This window comes from Bradyrhizobium sp. AZCC 1610, assembly GCF_036924515.1.
GTDB lineage: Bacteria > Pseudomonadota > Alphaproteobacteria > Rhizobiales > Xanthobacteraceae > Bradyrhizobium.
This window is the reverse complement of record NZ_JAZHRR010000001.1, coordinates 3253352-3275957: the sequence shown is the minus strand read 5'-3', so window position 1 is coordinate 3275957 and position 22606 is coordinate 3253352. Positions and strand designations below refer to the sequence as shown.

Genomic DNA, 22606 nt, shown 5'->3' with positions numbered 1-22606 from the left:
TGCTAGCGTAAGGATATAGGACGAAATGCACGCCATGGTCCTGACAGCGCCCGGCGCGCCGCTGCGGTTTGAACAGCGAGAGGATCCGGTCCCCGGGCCCGGCGATGTGCGCGTCAAGGTCGGCGCTTGTGGCGTGTGCCGGACCGATCTGCACGTCGTCGATGGAGAATTGCCTGATATTGCCTATCCAATCGTTCCCGGCCACGAGGTGGTCGGGCGGGTGGATGCGCTCGGTGCCGGTGGGACGTCTCTCGCGATCGGGGAAAGGGTCGGCGTTCCCTGGCTCGGTCATACCTGCGGTGAATGTTCTTATTGCCGGAGCGCCCGGGAGAACCTCTGCGACCACCCGCGCTTCACCGGTTACACGCGCGATGGCGGTTTTGCCACGCATCTCGTTGCGGACGCCCGCTATTGCTTTCCGCTCGGCGAGGCCGGCGACGATATCTCGATCGCGCCTCTGCTGTGCGCCGGCTTGATCGGCTGGCGCTCGCTGGTGATGGCGGGTGATGGAAAGCATCTCGGTATCTTCGGTTTCGGAGCAGCCGGACACATCATCGCGCAGGTAGCCCGCTGGCAGGGGCGTTCGGTCTATGCGTTCACACGCACGGGCGATGTCGAGGCGCAGCGTCTTGCAAAATCACTCGGCGCGGAGTGGGCCGGGTCATCCGAGGATCAGCCTCCGGCGCCGCTCGATGCCGCGATCATTTTCGCGCCGGTGGGCGATCTCGTTCCGCTGGCGCTACGCGCCGTGCGCAAAGGCGGGCGCGTGGTCTGCGCCGGCATTCACATGTCGGACATTCCCTCGTTCCCATACCACATCCTCTGGGAGGAGCGGCAGCTGCTTTCGGTCGCCAACCTGACGCGCGGCGACGGCATCGCGTTTTTCAAGATCGCGACGCAAGCGGGCGTCAGGACGCACACCAGCGTGTTTCCGTTGCGGGAAGCAAATGAAGTCCTCTCGAAGCTGCGCGCCGGGCAGATCACCGGCGCCGCCGTGCTGCAGCCATGACCGTGCGACCGCCCGCCGACGCAGCCGACGCTGACCTGCAGCAGCAGGTGCTGGATTTCCTCGATGGTTCCAGCTTTGGTCCGGCCAAGGGCGGCAAGCGGATCGACACCCATGCCTCCATGGTTTTTCTCGGCGCCGATCGGGCATTGAAGATCAAGCGTGCCGTGCGATTGCCGTTCCTCGATTATTCGACACTGGAAAAGCGCTGGCGCGCCTGCGAGGAAGAGCTGAAGGTCAACGCCGGCAACGCCCCCGAGCTCTACCGGCGCGTTGTCGCCATCACGCGCAATTCCGATGGCGCCTTCGAAATCGACGGCTCCGGCACTCCCGTCGAATGGGCGGTCGAGATGATGCGGTTCGACGAGAAGCAGTCGCTCGATCGTGTCGCGGCATCGAAGACGGTCGATCCATCCCTTGCGGCGGCCGTGGCCGACGCGATTGTTCGATCCCATGACAAGGCGCCGCGGGCGGACGGTGAAAGCTGGCTTGCCTCCATTTCACCCATCATCGAACGGAATACCGCAAAGTTTCGCACCGTACGCGGACTTGATGCCGTCGCCATCGATCAACTCGATGCCGCCAGCCGTCGCTCTGCAGCAGCATTGCAGCATGTACTCAGGCGGCGTGCCGAGCAAGGATTCGTGCGCCGTTGCCACGGCGATCTGCATCTCGCCAATATTGCGTTGGTGGACGGCCGGCCGCTGCTGTTCGACGCCATCGAATTCGATCCCGTCATCGCTACGACGGATGTGCTTTACGATCTCGCGTTCACACTGATGGATCTGATCCACTTCAATCAGGGTGCCGCGGCAAGCGCGGCGTTCAATCGCTACCTTGCGGAGGCAGGGGATGAAGGCCTCGATGGCCTCGGCCTGCTGCCGCTGTTTCTGTCGGTGCGCGCGGCGATCCGCGCGCATGTGCTGTTCATGAAGAGCGAACATGCCGGCGGGAGCGACGCGGTCTGGCGGGAGGCCAGGCGCTACTTCGATCTGGCGGGACGCCTCATCGCGCCCGGGCCGCCGCTGCTGGTGGCGATCGGCGGGTTGTCGGGGACGGGCAAATCGGTCCTCGCACGCGGGCTGGCCGGCCTGATTGATCCTCCGCCCGGCGCGGTCATTGTCCGCTCCGATGTCGTTCGCAAGCACCTGTTCGGCGCCTGTGAAACCACCGCTCTGCCGGAATCTGCCTATCGGCCTGAAGCCACGAAACGTGTATATGAGGTGCTTTCGAGCACCGCGCAGCGTGTCCTCGCCCAGGGCTGTTCGGTTGTGCTCGATGCCGCCTACCTGCTGGAAGCGGAACGGATGGAAATCGAGGGTCTTGCGGCCACGCATGGCGTACGCTTCGTGGGCCTCTTCCTCACGGCGGATCTCGCGACGCGGCTGGCGCGGATCGAGCGGCGCAAGGGCGATGCTTCTGATGCAACACGGGATGTCGCACTGAAGCAGGAGACTTTCGCGATCGGCACGGTAAACTGGCATATGATCGATGCCTCGGGAACACCGGACCAGTCGCTGCGCAGAGCCCGTGTTTCTTTGCTTGCGGTGCCGGGCGAGCACTGAAGATGAGAAACGGTCAAACAAGAACGTCCAGCCGACACAAGGCCTCTGGGGCGGCGGACCTCGATTGTGCAACCGCATTCCAGAAGATGACGCTCGGTTGCGTCGCGGCTGTCAAATCCCATCACACGAGCGCGTGCGCCGGCGATGCCGAGGCCGTGCATCAGATCAGGGTCGCGATCACGCGGTTGCGCGCCGCCGTGGCTTTCTTCGCGCCGATCGTGGTCGATGCGGAATGGCTTCGGCTGAAGAAGGAGATCGCTTGGCTGAATGGACCGCTCGGCGCCGCGCGCGACAGCGATGTCGTTGTGGAATATGCGCGCCGCAAGCGATACCGCGCTTGGGCGGAGCGCATGGTCGGCGAGCAGCTCGATCAGCACCAGACGCGGGATCACCGGCGCCTGGTTCGCTCCCTGCGATCCGCCCGGACGCAACGTCTGGTCGCGGCCATCGCGCGCTGGATCAGACAAGGACCGTGGCTTGAGCGCTACAGGCGACACACGGATGCGGAGACTCTGCAATCCTACTGCACGCGCGAACTCGACCGCTGGCACGAATGGTTGATTCGCAAGGGACGGCGTCTGAAGACTTTGGGTGCGTCGCGCCGTCACCGGCTGCGGATCAAGGTCAAACGCTTCCGTTATATGCTGGAAGCGCTTACGGAAACCGTCGCGCTGTGGGGGCGGGGCAAAGTGCATCACCTCCACCTGCCGGCAAAACGGCTGCAGTGCGCACTGGGCGACCTCCGCGACCTCCAGCGCTTCGCCGGCCTTGCCAGCGGATCGCCACAGGCGGAGAATGGCAAACAAGGCAAGAAGCATCCGCCGGGCTATCGCCGTCGAGAGGAAAAGCTGCTCGGCGCCGCAATCGCGGCTCATCACGACCTCAAGCACGTCGGGGCCTGCTGACGCCGCCGTTCGCACGCGCTGCCGCTCGGCATTTTCGAGTTTGATGTGCGTCAACTTCGGCCATCGGTCCGTCGGTTACCTTGCCGGCAGCAACCGTGACGGGGGGCCGCATGCCCTCGCGAATGTGCGGGAGAATGGCGATGTTCAGGAACATTCTGGTTCATATTCCCTCCGAGCGGCCGGTCAGGCCGGTGATCGACGTCGCTGTCGCGCTGACCATTGCGCGCCGGTCGCATCTCGATGCGGTCGCCATCGGCTATGAATCGATGAGCGCCGCCGGGATGATTGTAGAGGGTGGCGGCGCCGCTGTTGGCGCCATGATGGGGGCTGAACAGGAGCGCGCCCGGGAAAGGGCGAACGCCGCCATCGCGGTGTTTGAGATCGAGGCCAAGCTCGCCAAAATCGCTTACGGCACCAGGACCTTCGCGGCGATTCCCGCCGAGGCCGGCCGGACCATCAGCGCGCTTGCCCGGCTTTACGACATGACGATCGTGCTGCAGCCGGAATCCTCGAAGGCGAGCCACGACAACGAGATTCCGCAGCAGATCCTGTTCAATTCCGGCGGGCCGATGCTGATGGTTCCCTATATCCACAGGGGGCCGCTCGACGCCCACCATGTCGGCATCGCCTGGGACGGCAGCCGCCTGGCGGCCCGCGCGTGGCGCGATGCGATGCCGTTTCTGATGGGTGCCAAGGCAGTGACCGTGATTGCGGTCAATGAGGGGGCGGGTGAAGCTTCCTCGGACCAACTCGCCGCGCATTTGGGGCGGCGCGGCATTGCGGCCCGGGTGCAGCGGCTGACGGCGGATCGCGGCGACGTTCAGGGCGCCATTCTGTCGATCGCAGCCGAAAGTAACATGGGCCTCCTGGTGATGGGGGATACGGCCATTCGCGATTGCAGGAGCGAATTCTGGGCGGTGTCACGCGCAGCATGTTCGACTGCATGACCGTGCCGGTGCTGATGTCGCACTGATCTCTGGTAGGCAGGGGATGTGACCTTTCGCCTCGGCAAGTTCCTTGTCTTGTATCTTTTTGGCTGTGGCTGCGGTCGCAATGACGCCAGTTTGATGCACCTCAATGTCCGGCCCGGCGCCGATCAATATCGTTTCGGCGGAAACTCGGAAATCGGAGATTGTCATGTCAGGACTATCTGAGCGGGCCGCTTCCGGTTCCTTTCCAGCAGGCGCAAATGCAGAAGCGGAAGCCACCAAACTGAACCAGGGCGCGCTGGAGTTCATGCTTGGCGCGCAGAAGATGATGTTCGAGGAATGGGTGTTTCTCGGCGACGAGATGCTGGAGCGAACGCGGACCGAGATGCACCTGTTCACGGAGTTCGTCGCGAAGATGGCGGGGGCGCATTCCGTAAGGGACATTACGACGATGTGCCAGGAATGCGGCCAGCATCAGCTCGACTTCTTGCGCCGCGACACTGAACGGCTGTTCAGGCATGGCGAACGGATGATCGCGGCCACGTCGAACTTGATCAGTGGCCGCCCTCTGAACTGATCGGCCAAATAGCCAGACGATTACATTCGTCACCGATCTCGACGAGTCGGCTGAGCACGATTTGTCACGTGCGGGAACCATTCCGGCGCTAACCTGTCGTGCAAGGGCAGACTGCGTCGAACATCTGCCTGGGCTCACAGGGGCCGCGACCTGCCGACACCGGAGACCAATGTCCACTTATCGCCTGACCAATCTACTTTCGCCGCATTCCGTGGCCCTGGTCGGGGCCAGCCCGCGCCATGGCTCGGTCGGCCGCGCCATTCTCAACAATATTCGCAAAGCCCAATTCAAGGGCGAATTCGGCCTCGTCAATCCGCGCTATCACGAGATCGACGGTGTTGCGACCGCTGGCAGCATCGCAAGACTGGCTTTTGCGCCGGAACTCGTTGTCCTCACCGCGCCGGCGCGCACCATCGCAGGCTTGATCGATGAGGCCGGCCGACGCGGGGCGGCAGGCGCCGTCATCGTCAGTGCCGGGCTCGGGCATGGTCCGGGTTCGATGGCGGATGCGGCGGAGCGGGCCGCGCAAAAATACGGCATGCGGCTGATCGGCCCGAATTGCCTGGGCATCATGATGCCGGGCGTCAGTCTCAACGCGAGCTTTTCCGCGCATATGCCGGCCGCAGGAAATCTGGCGCTGATCTCGCAGTCCGGCGCCATTGCCGCGGGCATGGTGGACTGGGCGGCGCAACGGGCCGTTGGCTTTTCCGGCATTGTTTCGATTGGCGACCAGCTCGATGTCGATATCGCCGATCTGCTCGATTACTTCGCGCTGGATGAAAAGACCCACGCCATCCTGCTCTACATCGAAGCGATCAAGGACGCCCGCAAGTTCATGTCGGCGGCGCGTGCCGCCGCCAGGATCAAGCCAGTCGCGGTCGTCAAGTCGGGCCGGATGGCGCAAGGCGCGCGGGCGGCTGCAACCCATACCGGCGCGCTGGCCGGGGCGGATGCCGTCTACGACGCCGCGTTTCAGCGCGCCGGCATCCTGCGCGTATCGGACTTGCGCGAATTGTTCGACTGCGCCGAGACGCTCGGGCGGCTCAAATCGCCGCCCGGAAAGCGGCTGGCGATCCTGACCAATGGCGGCGGCATCGGCGTGCTGGCGGTTGACCGGTTGGTCGAACTCGGCGGCATTTCCGCTTCTATATCACCAGCGACCCGTGAGAAGCTGGACGCTGCGTTGCCGCCGACATGGTCGAAATCGAACCCCGTCGATATCGTCGGCGATGCCGATCCCGCGCGCTATGCCGCAGCGCTCGAAGCGTTGCTGGCCGATCCCGAAAACGACGCCGTGCTGGTCATGAACGTGCAGACGGCGATCGCGCGCGCCGACGAGATCGCCGCGGCCGTGACCGAGGTTGTGCAGAAATATCGCGCCGGGCATCGCATGTCGCGGAAGCCCGTTCTCGCGGTCTGGGTCGGCGCGGCGCCGTCGATCGGCGATCTCTTGAGCGGGGTTGGCATTCCGAACTATCAGACCGGCGGCGACGCTGTCCTTGGGTTCATGCACCTGGTTCGCCATCGCGAGGTGGTGGAGGCATTGGCGCAGGTTCCACCCGCCATGCCGAACGAGTTTGCACCCGATGCCGACGCAGCGCGGCAGATTGTTGCCGCAGCGCTCGCCGACGGCCGCTCCTGGCTCGATCCGATCGAGATCAAGCGGCTGTTCGACGCCTATGACATCGCTGTCGTGCCGACCTTCGCCGCCGCCGACGCCGAAGAGGCGGTCGCTCATGCGAATGCAATCTTCGCGCGGGGCTCGACCGTCGTGCTCAAGATCATGTCGCGGGACATTGTGCACAAATCCGATGTCGGTGGCGTCGTGCTCAACCTCACCAGCGCCGACGCGGTGCGCAAGGCAGCCGCCGAGATACTTGCGCGTGCAAGATCGTTGCGGCCGGAGGCGCGGATTTCGGGCGTGATGGTGCAGGCCATGGTGGTGCGGGCAAAGGCGCGCGAGCTCATTCTCGGCCTTGCCGACGATGCGACATTTGGCACCGTCGTCGTGTTCGGCCGCGGCGGCACGGCGGTCGAGATCATCAACGACAAGGCGCTGGCGCTGCCGCCGCTCGACCTGCAACTGGCGCGCAGCCTGATCGAGCGCACCCGCGTCTCGCGGCTGTTGCGCGCCTATCGCGACGTGCCGGCGGTGAAGCAGGACGCCGTCGCGATGGTTCTGGTCAAGCTGGCGCAGATGGCCGCGGACATTCCTGAAATCCGCGGGCTTGATGTCAATCCGTTGCTGGCTGATGAAGCAGGCGTGCTCGCCGTCGATGCGCGCGTCGTGATCGGCCGTGTGGAGCGGAAGTTTCGCGGTTCAGGCCCTGCGAATTTCGCGGTGCGGCCTTATCCTTCGCAATGGCAGCGTCACATCGAGGTCAAGGACGGCTGGCGCGTATTCGTTCGTCCGATCCGGCCCGAGGACGAGCCGCTGATCCACGAGATGCTCAAACACGTCACGATGCAGGACCTGCGGCTGCGGTTCTTCGCCCCGATGAAGGAATTTTCTCACGAATTCATCGCCCGCCTGACCCAGCTCGATTATGCCCGTGCGATGGCCTTTGTTGCGTTCGACGAGGCGACCAACGATCTGGTCGGGGTAGTCAGGATCCATTCGGACTCGATCTATGAGAGCGGCGAATATGCGATCCTGCTGAGATCGGACCTCAAGGGCAGGGGGCTTGGTTGGGCCCTGATGCAGATGATTATCGAATATGCGAAATCGGAGGGATTGAAGGCCATTTCCGGCGACGTGCTGGCAGAAAACACGGTCATGCTGGCAATGTGCCGCAGCCTTGGCTTCGAGGTGAAATCGGACCCGCAGGAACACGACATCTGCAACGTCAGGCTGACGCTTTAGCTAATTGCAAATGCGAATAGCCGCGAACAACCCGCGGATTTTCGCCTTTCTGGCGGAAGGGGTGGGATTCGAACCCACGGTACCCTTGCGGGCACGCCGGTTTTCAAGACCGGTGCCTTAAACCACTCGGCCACCCTTCCAGCTCTGGAATCTCAGTCGCTTAGCGCACGTTCCTAATGAACGCAATGCGAACGCGAGATAGCGTCGGACAAAATATCAGACAAATGTTTCCGGTCTTGCGTTTCTCACAAGGGTCCCTTGGCCGGCGTTTTTTGTGGTCGCCTTGATTGTTTGCGACGATCACAACCGTCTGCCACATTTCAAATCAGTCTGCGCCTTCGGTATTGCGGCCAAGCAATAATTTGAAAGCCGCCAGGCGGAGTATGTTCGCCTGACGGCTGTGCCGTGTGAGCCGGACCGGGAAAACTATACCGTACTCAATCCATCGCTCAGCTAGAGGACGCGGCAACCGAACGCGCGGCTTGACCTAGCCAGTCAACCTTGCTGGTCGCCACGTCTTGGGTCGCAGGACAGCTTCAGCCACACGAACTTGCTGCTTTAGTTCGTTGAGTTCTGCCATTCGCTCCGACAGACTTCGCGGCGCCCGTCGCGCCATGGGTTTCGCTTTCGAAACACGGACCTTCTGTCTCATTGCTTAGCCCCCGGTTGAGGATCATCGTGAATCAAGTTGCGCCTTCGGCGGAAACTTTAGCTCCCTCCGCTGAGGCGTAGATCCGACTGCCGCGTTGGAATGACGGCTGCGCGTCGCGTTGGAGACGTTTCCGTTTGACGTTTACAAACGGCAAATCTGCATCGAATCAGCTAGAACTACCCCGCGCCCGATTGAGTAGTTTCGATGCTCTCGATGGTCTTCATCATGGCAGTGGCTGGCCAGTTGCGCAGTCCTTATCGCCGTGTTCGAAATCATCGCCGCTAACTCGCGTCGGCAACAGAAGCGCGCTGGCGGTCGGTCGCAGTCTTAGCGCGCTAATTGACCGGTTGGACACAGACGTACAAGTCCGGACTCCGCAATTGGAGCGGCGCTTGTTTAGCCGAACGCAACAGCCAGCAGGCTCGAGCACAGCAGCAGGAAGCTGGCCGTGGTCAGGGCAAGAAATCCGTTGGAGACAATGTCGTGGCGCATGAGACACCTACCACTCAGATGCTCGTCCGAATTTATTAAAGGTTTCCGAATCCCTGGCCGGCACTACCAAGTTATTACTCTGTCCGAAGCCGCGCGGTCCCCCCGAACCGCCAGGCGTTCAAACCTCAAGCTCTGGAACGATAGCCTTCAAACGCGTGTGCAAGGAAAATGCCCGCGCTCACCAAACCCATCACCGCTGTAACTGTCTCGATCATCGCACAAATCCTTTGCGCCCCTACAATCCACAGAACGACTCCACCGTTGCACAGTCAAAAAGATTCACAGGCTGGAATCGCAGATCGGCCGTGAGTGATGATTTGGTGCAACAGATTGTCTGAGAGCGGCACAAGGGACGGTGCGAACGGGCCGTGTTTTGCCGATTATCGATAGTGCGCGCCCGTAAATCGACGGATGCGCAAAGCAACGATTGATTTACCACGCGGGAGCAGACCCCATTTCCGCCGTGTTCCGGTTGCGATATCTTCACAGCGTGATGCGGAGGTGGCCGCATCGTGGGGTTAAGGCCGCAACGCTTCAAGATAGGCAGTCGGCCGCTGAAAATGGTAATTGGGGTGATGGGGATTCGACGGCCAAGAACGATCGTACTGGCGGTTCGCGGTACCGTTGCCGTGGCAACGTGCCTTCTCCTTGCCAACTGCGCCTCGTCGGACAAATTCGCCAGCCGCGTCGATCCCAAATATGGCGTCTCCTCGAGCCCTCGCGTGGTGGCGTTCGGGGAGGCCGTGCCGAAGGGCGGGGGAACCTACCGCATCGGCAAGCCCTATACCGTCGCGGGCCGGGTCTACGTGCCTGAAGAGGATCCGAACTATCGCGCCGAGGGTATGGCCTCCTGGTATGGCGATGACTTCCATGGCCGGCTGACCGCCAATGGTGAGGTTTTTGACATGACCTCGCTGACCGCTGCCCATCCGACGCTACCGATCCCGAGCTACGCCCGCGTCACCAATACCCGGAACGGTAAATCGCTCATCGTGCGCGTCAACGACCGCGGCCCTTACCATGGCAACCGCCTCATCGACGTCTCGAACAAGGCCGCGGAACTCCTTGAATTCAAAGCAAATGGTGTCGCCAAGGTCCGCGTTGAATATGTCGGCCGGGCGCCGCTGGAGGGTTCCGACGACCGCCAGCTCCTGGCAACGCTCCGGACCGGCGAGCCTGCCCCGTCTCCGTCCAACGTCCGGGTCGCTTCGGCCCGTCCGTTTGTGCCCGAAATCTCCTCCTCCGCAGGCCGGATCCGGGGCGAGGTTCCGATGCCGGAGGGGCGGCCCTACAGCCTTGGCAATACCTCGGCCGACTACGCCTCGATCAATGCGACTTCGGAAATGTCGGCCTCCGGCCGCTCGCGTGGCCGCACCGCGGAAAACCCGCGCGCCGTGTCCTACGGGAATGATGCCAGCTATGCGGCTCCGAGCCAGGCTTACCTGCCGGTCGATCCGCGGGGGCCAAGCGAAGTGCTGAGTGGGCGCGGGCTGTACTAACCCTTCAGGAAGTCGATCAGGGCGGCGTTGACCTCGTCGGGCCGCTCCTGCTGAATCCAGTGACCCGCCCCATCGAGAATGAGTTTCTGCCGCAAGTTCGGCAGCACGCGCTCCATCTCCTTGACCTGCTTGGCGCCGATCAGGCCGGTAATGACGCCATCCTTCGATCCTGCGATGAACAGGGAAGGCTGGTGAATTTGCGCGCCTTGCCACGGTGCGGTCAGTTCCCAGTTGCGGTCGATGTTGCGATACCAGTTGAGCCCGCCGCGAAAGCCCGAGTCCCGGTAGACGGCTGCGAAATAGGCGAGGTCGGCCTCGGTCAGCCAGTTCGGCAACGGCCGATTGGCAGCGGCATCGCCGAGGAAGCCCTTGCCCTCCTGAACAAACTGATGGGCCGCCGGATCGGAGAGCCCGCGCCCGGCCAGCACGATTCGCATTGTCGCGGCGACATCGCGCTCGAACTCGGCCTCTGCCACTCCCGGAGTCTGAAAATACTGCCAGTAGAAATTGGTAATGCCGTTGTTCCGCAGGGTTTCGAGCGGAAGACCGCGCCCGCGGGAGGGTGGCGGAACGCTGAGGCCCGCGACCCTGGTGAAGATATCGGGGCGGAACGTAGCCGCGTGCCACGCGACCGGCGCACCCCAATCATGGCCGACAATGACGGCCTGCTTTTCGCCAAGCGCCGCCACCAGAGCGACCATATCGCCAACATTGTGGAAGATGGTGTAGGCGCCGACATCGGCGGGCGCGCTGGTCCGGCCGAACCCGCGCATATCGGGGGCGACGACATGGAAACCGGCTTCCGCGATGGATCCGATCTGGTGCCGCCAGGAATAGGATAGTTCGGGCCAGCCATGGCAGAGCAGCACCAGCGGACCCTGGCCTTGTTCGAGCACAAACAGATCCAGTCCGTTGGCGGAAATGGTGCGTGAGGATGGCATCGCGTTTCCGCCCTGTTTTTCGTATCCTGTCCGGAAATTGCAGCATCGCCACGATACGTTCCTTCGTTCGGTGCCGCAATCCGATCGACACGGCGGCAAGTCCAAAAGGCAAGTCCAAAACCTGTGTTGTTTGCGATACTTCCAACTGTTAGAACGCAGGGATTCAGGACATCGCCGATGGCAGCAGAGACTTCCGTTTCCCGCAAATCCGACGCCGCGGCCATCATCCCGTGGCGCGGCCTGATGGCCGCCGTGCTCGCGCTCGCGGTCGGTTGGGGCGGGATCGTGTACGCCGCCAACAACAGCGTGCAGGGCGGCAAGAAGGAAGAGGGCGGGTTCGACGGCGACGCGCCGACCGCGATCCTGGTCGAGGCGTCCAGCGGCAGCGTGCTGTTCGAGAAGAACGCCGACGAATTGCGAGCGCCGTCCAGCATGATGAAGCTGATGACGGTCGAGGTCGTCTTCAACGCCATCAAGGAAGGCAAGATCAAGCCGACGGACGAATACCGGATCAGCGAGAACGCCTGGCGCAAGGGCGGCGCGCCGGCCGGCGGCTCGACCATGTTTGCCATTCTCAACAGCAAGGTTTCGGTCGACGACCTGCTGCGCGGCGCGATCATCCAGAGCGGCAATGATTCCTGCATTGCGCTCGCCGAAGGCATGGCCGGCAACGAGCGGATCTTTGCCGCCGACTTCTTGACCAAACGGGCCCGCGAGCTTGGCATGCCGAAGTCGACGTTCGGAAATTCCAGCGGGCTGCCCGATCCCGCCAACAGGATGACGGTGCGGGAACTGGCAAAACTCGCCCGCCACCTGATCCTGACCTATCCCGACATGTACAAATTGTTCGGCGAGAGGGAATTCATCTGGAACAAAATCCGGCAGCAGAACCGCAATCCGCTGCTCAATACGCTCAACGGCGCCGACGGGCTGAAGACCGGCTACACCAAGGACGGCGGCTACGGCATGGTCGGCTCCGCCGTGCAGAACGACACGCGGCTGATCGTCGTGATCAACGGGCTCGAGGATCCCGACGATCGCGCCTCCGAGGCCAAGAAGATGCTGGAATGGGGTTTTCGCAATTTCGAGACGCGCACGCTGTTCGCGGCCAACCAGCAGGTCGGCTATGCCAAAGTGTTTGGCGGCGAAAGCCGCTCTGTAAAGCTTGCAAGCCCGGAGCCGATCAAGGTGATGGTGCCGAAGAACGGCAACGAAAAACTGATCGCGCGCATCGTCTACAGTGGCCCTGTGCGGGCGCCGGTGCAGGCCGGCCAGCCGGTCGGTGTCGTCAAGGTATGGCGCGGTACCAATATCGCCGTGGAGACGCCGGTCTATGCGGCGGAAGCGGTCGGTACCGGCTCGACCATGCGTCGCGCGATCGACGGAGCCAGCGAGCTCGTCATCGGTATGTTCCGCGCGAGCGCAGAGAAGCTCTGAGCATGACCCAGGCAACGCTGCAGCGGCCTTCCGGACGCGGGAAGTTCATTACGTTTGAGGGCGGCGAGGGCTCCGGAAAGTCCACGCAGATCAAGAAGCTCGCCGAGCGTCTTGCAGCGGCAAAGCTTCGCGCCATCGTTACCCGCGAGCCTGGTGGCTCGCCGGGGGCGGAAATCATGCGGCATCTCGTGCTGTCGGGAATGGGCAAGCTGCTTGGGCCGGACGCGGAGACGTTGCTGTTCGCGGCTGCCCGCGACGATCATGTTCGTACGGTGATCCAGCCTGCGCTCAGCCAGGGAACATGGGTGCTGTGCGATCGCTTCTCGGATTCGACCCGCGCCTATCAGGGTCGTCTGGGGCAGGTCTCTCCCATCGTGCTCAATGCCATGCAGCGCGTCACCATCGGCGATCTCAAGCCGGACCTGACCATCATTCTGGACATTCCCGTGGAAGTCGGCCTGCAGCGTGCCGCGGCTCGCCGCGGCGGCGGCGTGGCGGATCGTTTCGAGGCGGAGGATCTGCAGTTTCATCAGGATCTGCGCGATGCCTACCGGCAGATCGCCGCTGAAGACCCGCAGCGCTGCGTGCTGATCGACGCCAATGCCGATGCCGACACGGTCGCTGGGCGCGTCTGGACGGCGCTGCGCGATCGTGTGCTCGCGGTCCCGAGCCCGGCGGGTACGGCATGAGCGCACGCAAGACCGAGCAGGAAGTGGCGGTCAGGCATTGCCGCGCAACGGCCGATCTGTTCGGCCACCGCGAGGCAGAGATGGCGTTGCTCAACGCCTATCGCAGTGGGCGCATTCCGCATGCCTGGCTGATCGGCGGTCCACAGGGCATCGGCAAGGCGACGCTGGCCTATCGCATGGCCCGCTTCGTGCTCGCGAATTCCAAGCCCATGGCGCCTTCGGTGCAGCGCGCCGAGACGCTTGCGCTCGATCCGGCCGATCCCGTCGCGCGTCAGGTCACCGCCGGCGCGCATGGCGGACTGCTGGTGCTGGAACGCGGCCTCAACGATCGCGGCGTGATGCGGACCGTGATTACCGTCGACGAGACGCGAGAGACGATTTCGTTCTTCGGCTCGACCGCCGCGGTGGACGGCTGGCGGGTCTGCATCGTCGACACCGTCGACGAGCTCAATCCGAACGCCGCCAACGCGCTGCTCAAGATCCTCGAAGAGCCGCCGCAACGATCGCTGTTCCTGCTTGTCAGCCATTCGCCGGCACGGGCCTTGCCGACGATCCTGTCCCGCTGCCGCAAGTTGCCGCTGCGACCGCTCGCGACCGACGACGTCATTCGCGCGGCGTCGCGCGCCGCTGACATGGCGCCCGATGATCCGGCACTGGCGGAGGCCGCAGAGGCGGCAGAGGGGAGCGTGTCCCGCGCGCTGACGCTGCTTGGCGGCGACGCGCTGAAGCTGCAGCAGCGCACCGCGGCGCTGCTGGCGACGCTGCCGCAGGTCGACCCGCGCGAGCTGCATGCCCTGGGCGACGCGCTGGGCACCAGCGACCGCGTGGCGCTGGCGGCTTTCATCGACGGCATCGATCGCTGGATCGGCGAAAAGCTGCGCACTGAGGATGCCAACGCGAATCTGCCCCGCCTTGCACGGCTGGCTGAGGTATGGGAAAAGATCGTCCGCGCCGCACGCGACACCGAATCCTATAATTTGGAGCGAAAACCGCTGGTTTTCTCGGTGTTCGGGATGCTCGCGGAAGCGACGCGGTAACGCTCCGTCCGACAACAATCCCGACAATCGTTGAGTTGAACTAAAGGAATTCGTGGTGGCGAAGGCTGGAAAGAAAGCTTCGAAAAAGCGCAAGGCGAAGAAGACTCGTAAAGCGCTGCCCGCCCGCGCCAGCAAGAAGGCCGCGGCGAAAAAGCGTGCCGCCAAGAAGGGGGCGACCAAGAGCAAGCGCGTCGTGAAGAAGGCCGGCAAGCCTTCGAAGAAGGCTGCGAAGAAAGCCGCGCCGAAGTCACCGAAAAAGGCTGCGAAGAAGGCAGCCAAGAAATCCGTCAAGAAATCCGCGAATAAATCAGCGAACAAAACGACGAAGGCGCGCGCGGTAACGTCGCAAGAAACGAGCTCCGCCGTACCGGCAGCCCCCGTAGCTAAACGTGCAAAGCCAGCCACGCCGCGCGCGAAGCCGGCTGCCGTCGCCCAGCCCGCGGTGGCTGCCGAGCGCAATACCTATTTCATCACCACCGCGATCGCCTATCCCAACGGCATTCCGCATATCGGTCACGCCTACGAGGCGATCGCGACCGATGCGCTGGCGCGGTTTCAGCGGCTCAACGGCAAGGACGTGTTCTTCCTCACCGGCACCGACGAGCACGGCCTGAAGATGGTGCAGACCGCCGAGAGCGAGGGGCTTGGCGTCGCCGAACTCGCCGCGCGCAATGCCGGCCGGTTCAAGGAGATGGACGAGCGGCTCAACGTGTCGTTCGACCGCTTCATCCGCACCACGGAGCCCGACCATCATCGTTCGGTCCAGGTGGTCTGGAACCGGATGCAGCAGAACGGCGACATCTATATCGACACCTATGCCGGCTGGTATTCGGTGCGCGACGAAGCCTATTACGCCGAGGAGGAAACCATCCTCGGTGAGGATAATGTGCGCCGCGGTCCGCAGGGCTCGCCGGTCGAGTGGGTTGAGGAGAAGAGCTACTTCTTCAAGCTCTCCGCCTATCAGGACCGGCTGCTGGCGCTCTACAAGAACCAGCCCGATTTCATCGGACCGGATTCGCGCCGCAACGAAGTCATCAGCTTCGTGAAGGGCGGGCTGAAGGATCTGTCGATCTCACGCACGACGTTTGACTGGGGCGTCAAGGTGCCCAACGACCCCGAGCACGTGATGTATGTATGGGTCGATGCGCTGACCAACTACATCACTGGCGTCGGCTTTCCCGATGAGAGCGATCCGAACTGGCGCTACTGGCCGGCGGACGTCCATGTCATTGGCAAGGACATCATCCGCTTCCACGCGGTATACTGGCCGGCGTTCCTGATGTCGGCCGGCATTCCCGTGCAGAAGCGGGTCTATGCGCACGGCTTCCTGTTCAGCAGGGGTGAGAAGATGTCGAAGTCGGTCGGCAACGTCGTCGATCCCTTCAATCTGGCCGATCAATATGGCGTCGACCAGATGCGCTATTTCTTCCTGCGCGAGGTGCCGTTCGGACAGGACGGCAACTACAACCACGAAGCCATCGTCGCGCGCATCAATGCCGATCTCGCCAACGATCTCGGCAATCTGGCACAGCGCTCGCTTTCGATGATCGCCAAACAACTCGGCGGCGTGCTGCCGGAGCCCGGCGAGTTCACCGATAACGACAAGGAGATCCTGGCGGAGGCAGATGCCATGCTGGGGGTGTCGCGGACCGCGATGGCCACCCAGCAGATCCATCAATGGCTGAATGTGGTGTGGTCGGTGGTCGCGGAAGCCAATCGCTATTTCGCGGGCGAGGCGCCGTGGGCGCTGGCCAAGACCGATCCTGACAGGCAGAAAACCGTATTGTACGTAACGGCGGAAGTTGTGCGGCAGGTCGCCATCCTGACCCAGCCGGTGATGCCGGATGCCTCGAGCAAGCTGCTCGACAGCCTCGGCATTCCCGACGAGAAGGGGGCGCGCGACTTCGCCGCGCTCGGCACGCGGATCAAGGCCGGCACGCCCCTGCCGCCGCCGGTCGGGGTGTTTCCGCGCTACGTCGAACCAAAGGTGGATTGAGCGGTTTGCAAGCCATGCTCGTTGACAGCCACTGCCATCTCGACTTTCCGGATTTTGCCGAGGATCTCGACACCATCGTCGCGCGCGCCGAAACGGCCGGGATCGGCCGCATCGTCACAATCTCGACCCGGGTCAAGCGGCTCGGCGGACTGCTGGCCATCGCCGAGCGGTTTCCCAATGTCTATTGCTCGGTCGGCACCCACCCACATCAGGCCGATGAGGAAGACGGCATTCCCGCCAGCGAACTGATCGAGCTGACCAAGCATCCAAAGGTCGTGGCACTGGGCGAGGCAGGGCTGGATTATTTCTATGAGCATGGCTCGCGCGAGGCGCAGGAGCGCGGCTTTCGCGCGCATATCGCAGCCGCCCGCGCCACCGGTCTGCCGCTGGTGATCCACACCCGCGAGGCCGATGAGGACTGCGGCCGCATTCTCGAGGACGAGGTGGCAAAGGGAGCGTTCCGCGCGGTGCTGCATTGCTACACCGGCGGGCGTGAACTGGCGATGAAGGCGATTGGTCTCGGCCTGTCGATCTCGTTCACGGGCATTTTGACGTTCAAGAAGTCCGAAGCCTTGCGCGAGCTCGCCGCCGAACTCCCGGCCGACCGCATCATGGTCGAAACCGACTCGCCCTATCTGGCGCCCGGCAAGTTTCGCGGCAAACGCAACGAGCCGTCCTACGTGGTCGAAGTCGCAAAAGTGCTGGCGGAAACGCGTGGCGTTTCGCTGGAAGAGATTTCGCGGCAGACGACAGAGAATTTCTTTCGTCTGTTCTCCAAGGTGCCGGCGCCGAAGGCGACCGCATGACGGTGACGCTGACAATCCTCGGCTGCGGCTCATCCGCCGGCGTGCCGCGCCCGGCACTCGGCTGGGGCGCTTGCGATCCCAACAATCCAAAAAACCGCCGACGCCGCTGCTCGCTGCTGGTCGAGCGCAAGGGCGCGCACGGCACCACGCGGATCGTGATCGATACTTCGCCCGACCTGCGCGAGCAGTTGATCGACGCCGAGGTCGATCACATCGACGCGGTGTTCCTGACCCACGAGCATGCCGACCAGACCCACGGCATCGACGATCTCCGTTCGGTCGTGCTGCATCAGCGCCGCCGCATTCCCGTCTACTTCAATCAGTCGACCGCCAAAGACATGATGGCGCGGTTCTCCTACTGCTTCATCGCGCCGGAAGGCAGCGACTACCCGCCGATCCTGACGCGCCATTCGATCGAAGCGGGCGAGAGTCACGAGACCGAAGGGAAGGGCGGGCCGGTGAAGCTTTCCGCTTTCCTGGTTCACCACGGCAGAATTCCCGCGCTCGGCTTCCGCATCGGCAACGCCGCCTACACGCCCGACCTCCACGACATTCCCGAGGAGAGCTGGCCGTCGCTGGAAAACCTCGACCTCTGGATCGTCGACGGGCTGCGCTATGCCGGTCACCCCAGCCACTTCAGCGTCAGTGACGCGCTTGGCTGGATCGAGCGCTTCAAGCCGAAGCGCGCCGTCATCACCAACATGCATTCCGATCTCGACTACGAGGTATTACGTCAGAGCCTGCCGCCGGGCGTAATCCCGGCCTATGATGGCATGCGGCTGATGCTGGACGGCGCGGGCTGAGCCTGCGTCGCAATTCCGATCGCAGAACGCGGAGGAATTTCGATGATTGGTTTGTTCTTTGAAGTTCAGACAAGGCCCGGGCACCGCGATCAATATCTCGATCTCGCGGCCTCGCTGAAGCCCGATCTCGAGGCGATGGGCGGCTGCCTCTTCATCGATCGCTTCAGGAGTTTGACGCGGGAGAACATGCTGCTGTCCTACCAGATCTGGCAGGACGAGGGGGCGCTGACGGCCTGGCGGGCCCATGCCTACCATCATGACGTCCAGACGATCGGCCGCGAGAAGGTCTTTTCCGACTATCGCATTCGCGTCGCCCAGGTCATTCACGAGGCCAGGCCCGGACAGCAGATCTGGCAACCCACGCGGCGCACGCCCTACAATGACCCCGCGAGGCGCAAGCCGACCTATATCCTCGCCTCGGAATCGAAGAGTGCCACGCTAGCGGCAGAAACCGAATGGCGCCGTGACGCTTTCGCGAGCGTCTATCGCGAGGAGCACTTCGCGCACCTGGTCGATTTACCGGACGATCGAGCCGGCATTGAATTCGGCTCGCACCTGTTTACCGATCCGACAACCCAGTACTTTCGCGTCTTCGAGGTCATGCGCGACTACGGAATGTACGAGCGGACCGAAGCGCCGCAGTACTATCCGCCGGTCAAGCGAGAGCAGGCCTAGCGGCTGTTTGGGCCAGGTCTTTCCAGGTTGTCATTGCCTGCGACAAAACGCGAAGCGTTTGCGCAAGGGAGCGCAGCGACGAAGCAATCCATCTTTCCTCTTGAGCCAGCGGCGCGATGGATTGCTTCGCTACGCTCGCAATGACGGCGGGTGGACTACGCCGAAATCGCCTTGGCCGAATCCACCTGATTGCGCAGCAGGAACTTCTGGATCTTGCCGGTAGATGTCTTCGGGATAGTGCCGAACACCACCGCCTTCGGCGTCTTGAATCCCGACATGTGGCTGCGGCAGAAGGCGATGATCTCGGCCTCTGTCGCCTTGGCGCCTTCCTTCAACTCGACGAAGGCGCAGGGCACTTCGCCCCATTTCGAGTCGGGCTTGGCGACGACGGCTGCAAACAGCACCGCGGGGTGCTTGTAGAGGACATCCTCGACCTCGACGGAGGAGATGTTCTCGCCGCCCGATATGATGATGTCCTTGGAGCGGTCCTTGATGATGACGTAGCCGTGCTCGTCGAGCACGCCGAGATCGCCGGTGTGAAACCAGCCGCCGGCGAAGGCTTCTTGCGTTGCCGCCTCGTTCTTCAGATAGCCCTTCATCACGATATTGCCGCGGAACATCACCTCGCCGATTGTCTCGCCATCGCGCGGCACCTCCTGCATGGTCACAGGATCGAGCACGGTGACGGCTTCCTCCAGCGGGTAGGGCACGCCCTGTCGGCGCTTGAGTTGCGCCCGCTGGTCGGCCGGCAATTCGTCCCAGCCCGGCTGTTCGGCGCAGACGGAGGCGGGGCCGTAGACCTCGGTCAGGCCGTAGACGTGCGTCAGCTTGATGCCGATGCTTTCGGCACCCTCCAGCACCGCCACCGGCGGCGCGGCGCCTGCGATCAATCCGACGACGGGACGCGCAGCCTTGCCCTTGGGTGCGCTAGGCGCGTTGATCAGCGTGTTGTAGACGATCGGCGCGCCGCACATGTGGGTGACGCCGTGCTTCGGGATCAGCTCGAAGATTTTTGCCGGATCGACCTTGCGCAGGCAGACATTGATGCCGGCGGAAGCCGCGACCGTCCACGGAAAGCACCAGCCGTTGCAGTGGAACATCGGCAGCGTCCAGAGATAGACCGGATGCTGGCCGAGATTGCCGGCCAGGATATTGCTGACGGCATTGAGATACGCGCCGCGGTGATGGGTCACGACACCCTTCGGATTGCCCGTGGTGCCCGAGGTATAGCTCAGCGCAATCGCGTCCCATTCATCGCCGGGAAGTCTCGCAACGAAGGCCGGATCGCCCGCCGCCACCGCCGCCTCGTATTCGAGTTCACCGATCCGCTTGCCGCCCGCAAACGCCGCGTCGTCCACATCGATGACGAAGGGCTTTGGCCCGGTCATCAGCGTCAGCGCTTCCGCGATCACGCTCGCGAATTCGGGATCGACCAGGATGATCTTCGCGCCGCCATGGTCGAGCTGGAAGGCGATCGACGGCGCATCGAGCCGGATGTTCAGCGCGTTCAGCACGGCACCCGCCATCGGCACGGCGAAATGCACCTCGTTCATGGCCGGGATATTCGGCAGCATCGCCGCGACCGTATCGCCGTGACCAATGCCGCGGCCGACGAGCCAGGACGCAAAGCGCCGGCACCGCGCATAGGTTTCGGCCCACGTAAAACTGCGGCCTTCATAGACCGTGCTGACGTGATCGGGGTAAACGGCGGCGCTGCGTGCGAGGAAGCTGAGCGGCGTCAGCGGCACGTAATTCGCCGGCGTCTTGTCCAATCCGATGCTGTACTGGTTCTGGGCTGCGCTCATCGGCTGTGTCCCATCTACAAAGTTTGACTTTACAAGAACCCGATCGATATCCACGGGAAGATCGCCACGATAATCAGGCCGACCATCAGCGCCAGCAGGTAGCCCCAGATCGGCCGGATACCCTCGGCCGGATCGACGCGTCCGATGGCGCAAGCCGCATAATAGCCGACTCCGAAGGGCGGCGCGAATAGCCCGATACCCATCGCGAGAATAACGATCATCGCATAATGGACCTCGTGGACGCCCACGGCACGGGCGATCGGAAACAATAGCGGCCCGAACAGCACGATCGCCGGGATGCCCTCGAGCACGCTCCCCAGGATCACGAAGGCCACGATCGACACCGCGATGAAGGTCGCCGATCCACCGGGCAGGCCGGTCATGGCGGCCGCCAGCGTCCGCGAAAAGCCGGACTGTGTGAGGCCCCAGGCCATGCCGGTGGCGCAGCCGATAATCAGCAGGATCGCACCCGACAGGCATGCGGTCTCGACCAACATTGGCATGATCCGCCGCCAGTCGAAATTGCGGTAGATCAAGAGGCCGTAAATCAGGTAGCCGACGATGAAGGCATAGACGATGCCGATGGTGGAAACCTCGGTCGCGGTCGCGATGCCTTCGACCACGGCGTAGCGGATCACGAACGGCAGCGCGATGGCGGGCAGGGCGATGAGAAACGCACGGACGATCTCGCCGCCACTGGCGCGCGTGACATGCCGCAGGTCCTCGCTCCGGTAGCGCCACCACACCAAAGCCGATAGCGTGATCGCCAGCACCAGGCCCGGCAACAGGCCACCGGTGAACAGCGCCGCGATCGAGACGCCGGTGACCGAGCCGATGGTGATGAGGACGAGGCTCGGCGGAATGGTCTCGGTCTGCGCGCCGGTCGCAGAGAGAAGGGCGACCAGATCGCCCGGCTTGGCGCCCCGCGCCTTCATTTCCGGAAACAGCACCGGCGCCACGGCGGCCATGTCGGCAGCCTTGGAGCCCGAGATGCCCGACACCAGATACATCGCCCCGACCAGCACGTAATGCAGCCCGCCGCGGACATGGCCCAGCAGGCTCGCCAGAAACGCCACCATGGCGCGCGCCATGCCGGTCATCTCGATCAGCAGGCCGAGGAAGACGAACAGCGGCACCGACAACAGGATGAGATGGCTCATGCCCTCGTCCATGCGGCCGACCAGCACCATCAGCGGCGTGCCCGTGGTCAGCGCCAGATAGCCATAGGTCGCAAGCCCGAACCCGAACGCGATCGGCACGCCGGCGAAGACGCAGAAGCCGGCAACGCCGACAAAGAAGATGATCAAATTGAGATTGCCGAGCGGCTTGAGCGAGCCCCTGAGCAGCCAGAAGATCGCGATGACAAGCGCGACCGACAGGATCGCAGCCGCCATGGTCCGACCATTGCCCGATCGGGCCAGCCGCAGGAAGGCAAACAGCGCCATCAGGGCGATGCCGACCGGCAGCGCCGCAGCGCGCCAGATATTGGTGATCTGCAGCGCCGGCGTGGTGATGTAGCTTTCCTCGTAGGCGTATTCGTAAGCCGGCCAGGCAATCAGAATCAGAAACGCCAGCGCGGCGACTGTCGCCACCAGATCGAGATAGGCACGCATGGCGGGCTTCGCGCTGGCGACCACCGCCGTCATCCGCATGTGCTCGGCGCGGCGGAACGCAACCGCGGCGCCCAGCATGGCGAGCCACAGGAACAGGATTGACGCCAGTTCATCCGACCAGATCAGCGGCCGGTGCAGCGCATAGCGCGCCACCACGCCGGCAAAAAGGATGACGATTTCGGCGATGACAAGGAGTGCGGCCGGAATCTCGACCAACATTCCCAGCGCATGTTCGATCGACGCCAGCAGCTGATGGCGGCGAGGGGACTGCCCCGCCTCGCCGCCAACGCCCTCACTCAGTTCGGCATGAGCCATA

17 protein-coding genes and 1 tRNA gene are annotated in these 22606 nt (G+C 63.3%); 14 read left to right on the top strand and 4 right to left on the bottom strand.

What is annotated here, in order from left to right:
• The first annotated feature begins 25 nt into the window (after positions 1-25).
• The 6 genes from V1279_RS16170 to V1279_RS16145 all read left to right on the top strand — a co-directional run bounded on the left by V1279_RS16170 (position 26) and on the right by V1279_RS16145 (position 7845).
• Positions 26-1009, top strand: a complete 984-nt coding sequence (locus tag V1279_RS16170; protein WP_334437546.1) for a zinc-dependent alcohol dehydrogenase family protein — start codon at positions 26-28, stop codon at positions 1007-1009.
• The gene (locus V1279_RS16165) at positions 1006-2571 is read left to right on the top strand and encodes a bifunctional aminoglycoside phosphotransferase/ATP-binding protein (RefSeq protein WP_334437545.1); all 1566 of its coding nucleotides are present in this window, start codon (positions 1006-1008) and stop codon (positions 2569-2571) included. The genes V1279_RS16170 and V1279_RS16165 overlap by 4 nt, the downstream gene beginning before the upstream one ends.
• Before the next feature lie 2 nt (positions 2572-2573).
• Complete coding sequence (locus V1279_RS16160) at positions 2574-3476, top strand: CHAD domain-containing protein (protein ID WP_334437544.1); 903 nt, start codon at positions 2574-2576, stop codon at positions 3474-3476.
• Positions 3477-3616: 140 nt separating this feature from the next.
• Positions 3617-4423 (top strand): universal stress protein, encoded by an 807-nt coding sequence (locus V1279_RS16155; RefSeq protein ID WP_334437541.1) that lies wholly within the window; start codon positions 3617-3619, stop codon positions 4421-4423.
• A gap of 190 nt (positions 4424-4613) precedes the next feature.
• Positions 4614-4982 carry a hypothetical protein gene (locus tag V1279_RS16150; RefSeq protein ID WP_334437539.1) on the top strand — a complete coding sequence of 123 codons (369 nt, stop codon included), beginning with the start codon at positions 4614-4616 and terminating at the stop codon, positions 4980-4982.
• Between the two features lie 169 nt (positions 4983-5151).
• Positions 5152-7845, top strand: a complete 2694-nt coding sequence (locus V1279_RS16145; protein ID WP_334437536.1) for a bifunctional acetate--CoA ligase family protein/GNAT family N-acetyltransferase — start codon at positions 5152-5154, stop codon at positions 7843-7845.
• A gap of 50 nt (positions 7846-7895) precedes the next feature.
• Here the strand turns inward: V1279_RS16145 and V1279_RS16140 are convergent.
• A tRNA-Ser gene (locus V1279_RS16140) sits at positions 7896-7985 on the bottom strand.
• Positions 7986-9564: 1579 nt separating this feature from the next.
• Here V1279_RS16140 and V1279_RS16135 point away from each other — a divergent pair.
• Positions 9565-10488 carry a septal ring lytic transglycosylase RlpA family protein gene (locus tag V1279_RS16135; protein WP_334437534.1) on the top strand — a complete coding sequence of 308 codons (924 nt, stop codon included), beginning with the start codon at positions 9565-9567 and terminating at the stop codon, positions 10486-10488.
• On the opposite strand, the gene V1279_RS16130 is transcribed toward V1279_RS16135, so the two are convergent.
• Entirely contained in the window at positions 10485-11429 is a 945-nt protein-coding gene (locus V1279_RS16130) for an alpha/beta fold hydrolase (RefSeq protein ID WP_334437532.1), read from the bottom strand. The two genes, V1279_RS16135 and V1279_RS16130, sit on opposite strands and share 4 nt — an antisense overlap.
• A gap of 177 nt (positions 11430-11606) precedes the next feature.
• Here V1279_RS16130 and V1279_RS16125 point away from each other — a divergent pair, with 177 nt between their 5' ends.
• The 7 genes from V1279_RS16125 to V1279_RS16095 are packed head-to-tail and all read left to right on the top strand — an operon-like array spanning position 11607 to position 18872.
• Entirely contained in the window at positions 11607-12866 is a 1260-nt protein-coding gene (locus V1279_RS16125) for a D-alanyl-D-alanine carboxypeptidase family protein (RefSeq protein ID WP_334437529.1), read from the top strand.
• 2 nt (positions 12867-12868) lie between these two features.
• Complete coding sequence (tmk, locus tag V1279_RS16120) at positions 12869-13555, top strand: dTMP kinase (protein WP_334437526.1); 687 nt, start codon at positions 12869-12871, stop codon at positions 13553-13555.
• The gene (locus tag V1279_RS16115) at positions 13552-14592 is read left to right on the top strand and encodes a DNA polymerase III subunit delta' (RefSeq protein ID WP_334437523.1); all 1041 of its coding nucleotides are present in this window, start codon (positions 13552-13554) and stop codon (positions 14590-14592) included. The genes tmk and V1279_RS16115 overlap by 4 nt, the downstream gene beginning before the upstream one ends.
• A 55-nt stretch (positions 14593-14647) precedes the next feature.
• Complete coding sequence (metG, locus tag V1279_RS16110) at positions 14648-16588, top strand: methionine--tRNA ligase (RefSeq protein ID WP_334437521.1); 1941 nt, start codon at positions 14648-14650, stop codon at positions 16586-16588.
• 14 nt (positions 16589-16602) lie between these two features.
• On the top strand, positions 16603-17394 hold the full coding sequence (locus V1279_RS16105; protein WP_334437519.1) for a TatD family hydrolase: 792 nt from the start codon (positions 16603-16605) through the stop codon (positions 17392-17394).
• Positions 17391-18197: an MBL fold metallo-hydrolase gene (locus tag V1279_RS16100; RefSeq protein WP_334437517.1), complete on the top strand. Its 807-nt coding sequence runs from the start codon at positions 17391-17393 to the stop codon at positions 18195-18197. The genes V1279_RS16105 and V1279_RS16100 overlap by 4 nt, the downstream gene beginning before the upstream one ends.
• Positions 18198-18239: 42 nt before the next feature.
• Positions 18240-18872, top strand: a complete 633-nt coding sequence (locus V1279_RS16095; protein WP_334437515.1) for an antibiotic biosynthesis monooxygenase family protein — start codon at positions 18240-18242, stop codon at positions 18870-18872.
• Between the two features lie 155 nt (positions 18873-19027).
• Here the strand turns inward: V1279_RS16095 and V1279_RS16090 are convergent, their stop codons facing one another.
• Complete coding sequence (locus V1279_RS16090; protein ID WP_334437513.1) at positions 19028-20677, bottom strand: acyl-CoA synthetase; 1650 nt, start codon at positions 20675-20677, stop codon at positions 19028-19030.
• Positions 20678-20706: 29 nt separating this feature from the next.
• Positions 20707-22605 (bottom strand): TRAP transporter large permease, encoded by a 1899-nt coding sequence (locus V1279_RS16085; RefSeq protein ID WP_334437511.1) that lies wholly within the window; start codon positions 22603-22605, stop codon positions 20707-20709.
• Position 22606 lies beyond the last annotated feature (1 nt).

What these genes read in the sequence shown, in the direction of transcription:
- V1279_RS16170 (WP_334437546.1), top strand. Translation starts at nt 26, where the DNA reads ATGCACGCCATGGTCCTGACAGCGCCCGGCGCGCCGCTGCGGTTTGAA.
- V1279_RS16165 (WP_334437545.1), top strand. Translation starts at nt 1,006, where the DNA reads ATGACCGTGCGACCGCCCGCCGACGCAGCCGACGCTGACCTGCAGCAG.
- V1279_RS16160 (WP_334437544.1), top strand. Translation starts at nt 2,574, where the DNA reads ATGAGAAACGGTCAAACAAGAACGTCCAGCCGACACAAGGCCTCTGGG.
- V1279_RS16155 (WP_334437541.1), top strand. Translation starts at nt 3,617, where the DNA reads ATGTTCAGGAACATTCTGGTTCATATTCCCTCCGAGCGGCCGGTCAGG.
- V1279_RS16150 (WP_334437539.1), top strand. Translation starts at nt 4,614, where the DNA reads ATGTCAGGACTATCTGAGCGGGCCGCTTCCGGTTCCTTTCCAGCAGGC.
- V1279_RS16145 (WP_334437536.1), top strand. Translation starts at nt 5,152, where the DNA reads ATGTCCACTTATCGCCTGACCAATCTACTTTCGCCGCATTCCGTGGCC.
- V1279_RS16135 (WP_334437534.1), top strand. Translation starts at nt 9,565, where the DNA reads ATGGGGATTCGACGGCCAAGAACGATCGTACTGGCGGTTCGCGGTACC.
- V1279_RS16130 (WP_334437532.1), bottom strand. Translation starts at nt 11,429, where the DNA reads ATGCCATCCTCACGCACCATTTCCGCCAACGGACTGGATCTGTTTGTG.
- V1279_RS16125 (WP_334437529.1), top strand. Translation starts at nt 11,607, where the DNA reads ATGGCAGCAGAGACTTCCGTTTCCCGCAAATCCGACGCCGCGGCCATC.
- tmk (WP_334437526.1), top strand. Translation starts at nt 12,869, where the DNA reads ATGACCCAGGCAACGCTGCAGCGGCCTTCCGGACGCGGGAAGTTCATT.
- V1279_RS16115 (WP_334437523.1), top strand. Translation starts at nt 13,552, where the DNA reads ATGAGCGCACGCAAGACCGAGCAGGAAGTGGCGGTCAGGCATTGCCGC.
- V1279_RS16105 (WP_334437519.1), top strand. Translation starts at nt 16,603, where the DNA reads ATGCTCGTTGACAGCCACTGCCATCTCGACTTTCCGGATTTTGCCGAG.
- V1279_RS16100 (WP_334437517.1), top strand. Translation starts at nt 17,391, where the DNA reads ATGACGGTGACGCTGACAATCCTCGGCTGCGGCTCATCCGCCGGCGTG.
- V1279_RS16095 (WP_334437515.1), top strand. Translation starts at nt 18,240, where the DNA reads ATGATTGGTTTGTTCTTTGAAGTTCAGACAAGGCCCGGGCACCGCGAT.
- V1279_RS16090 (WP_334437513.1), bottom strand. Translation starts at nt 20,677, where the DNA reads ATGAGCGCAGCCCAGAACCAGTACAGCATCGGATTGGACAAGACGCCG.
- V1279_RS16085 (WP_334437511.1), bottom strand. Translation starts at nt 22,605, where the DNA reads ATGGCTCATGCCGAACTGAGTGAGGGCGTTGGCGGCGAGGCGGGGCAG.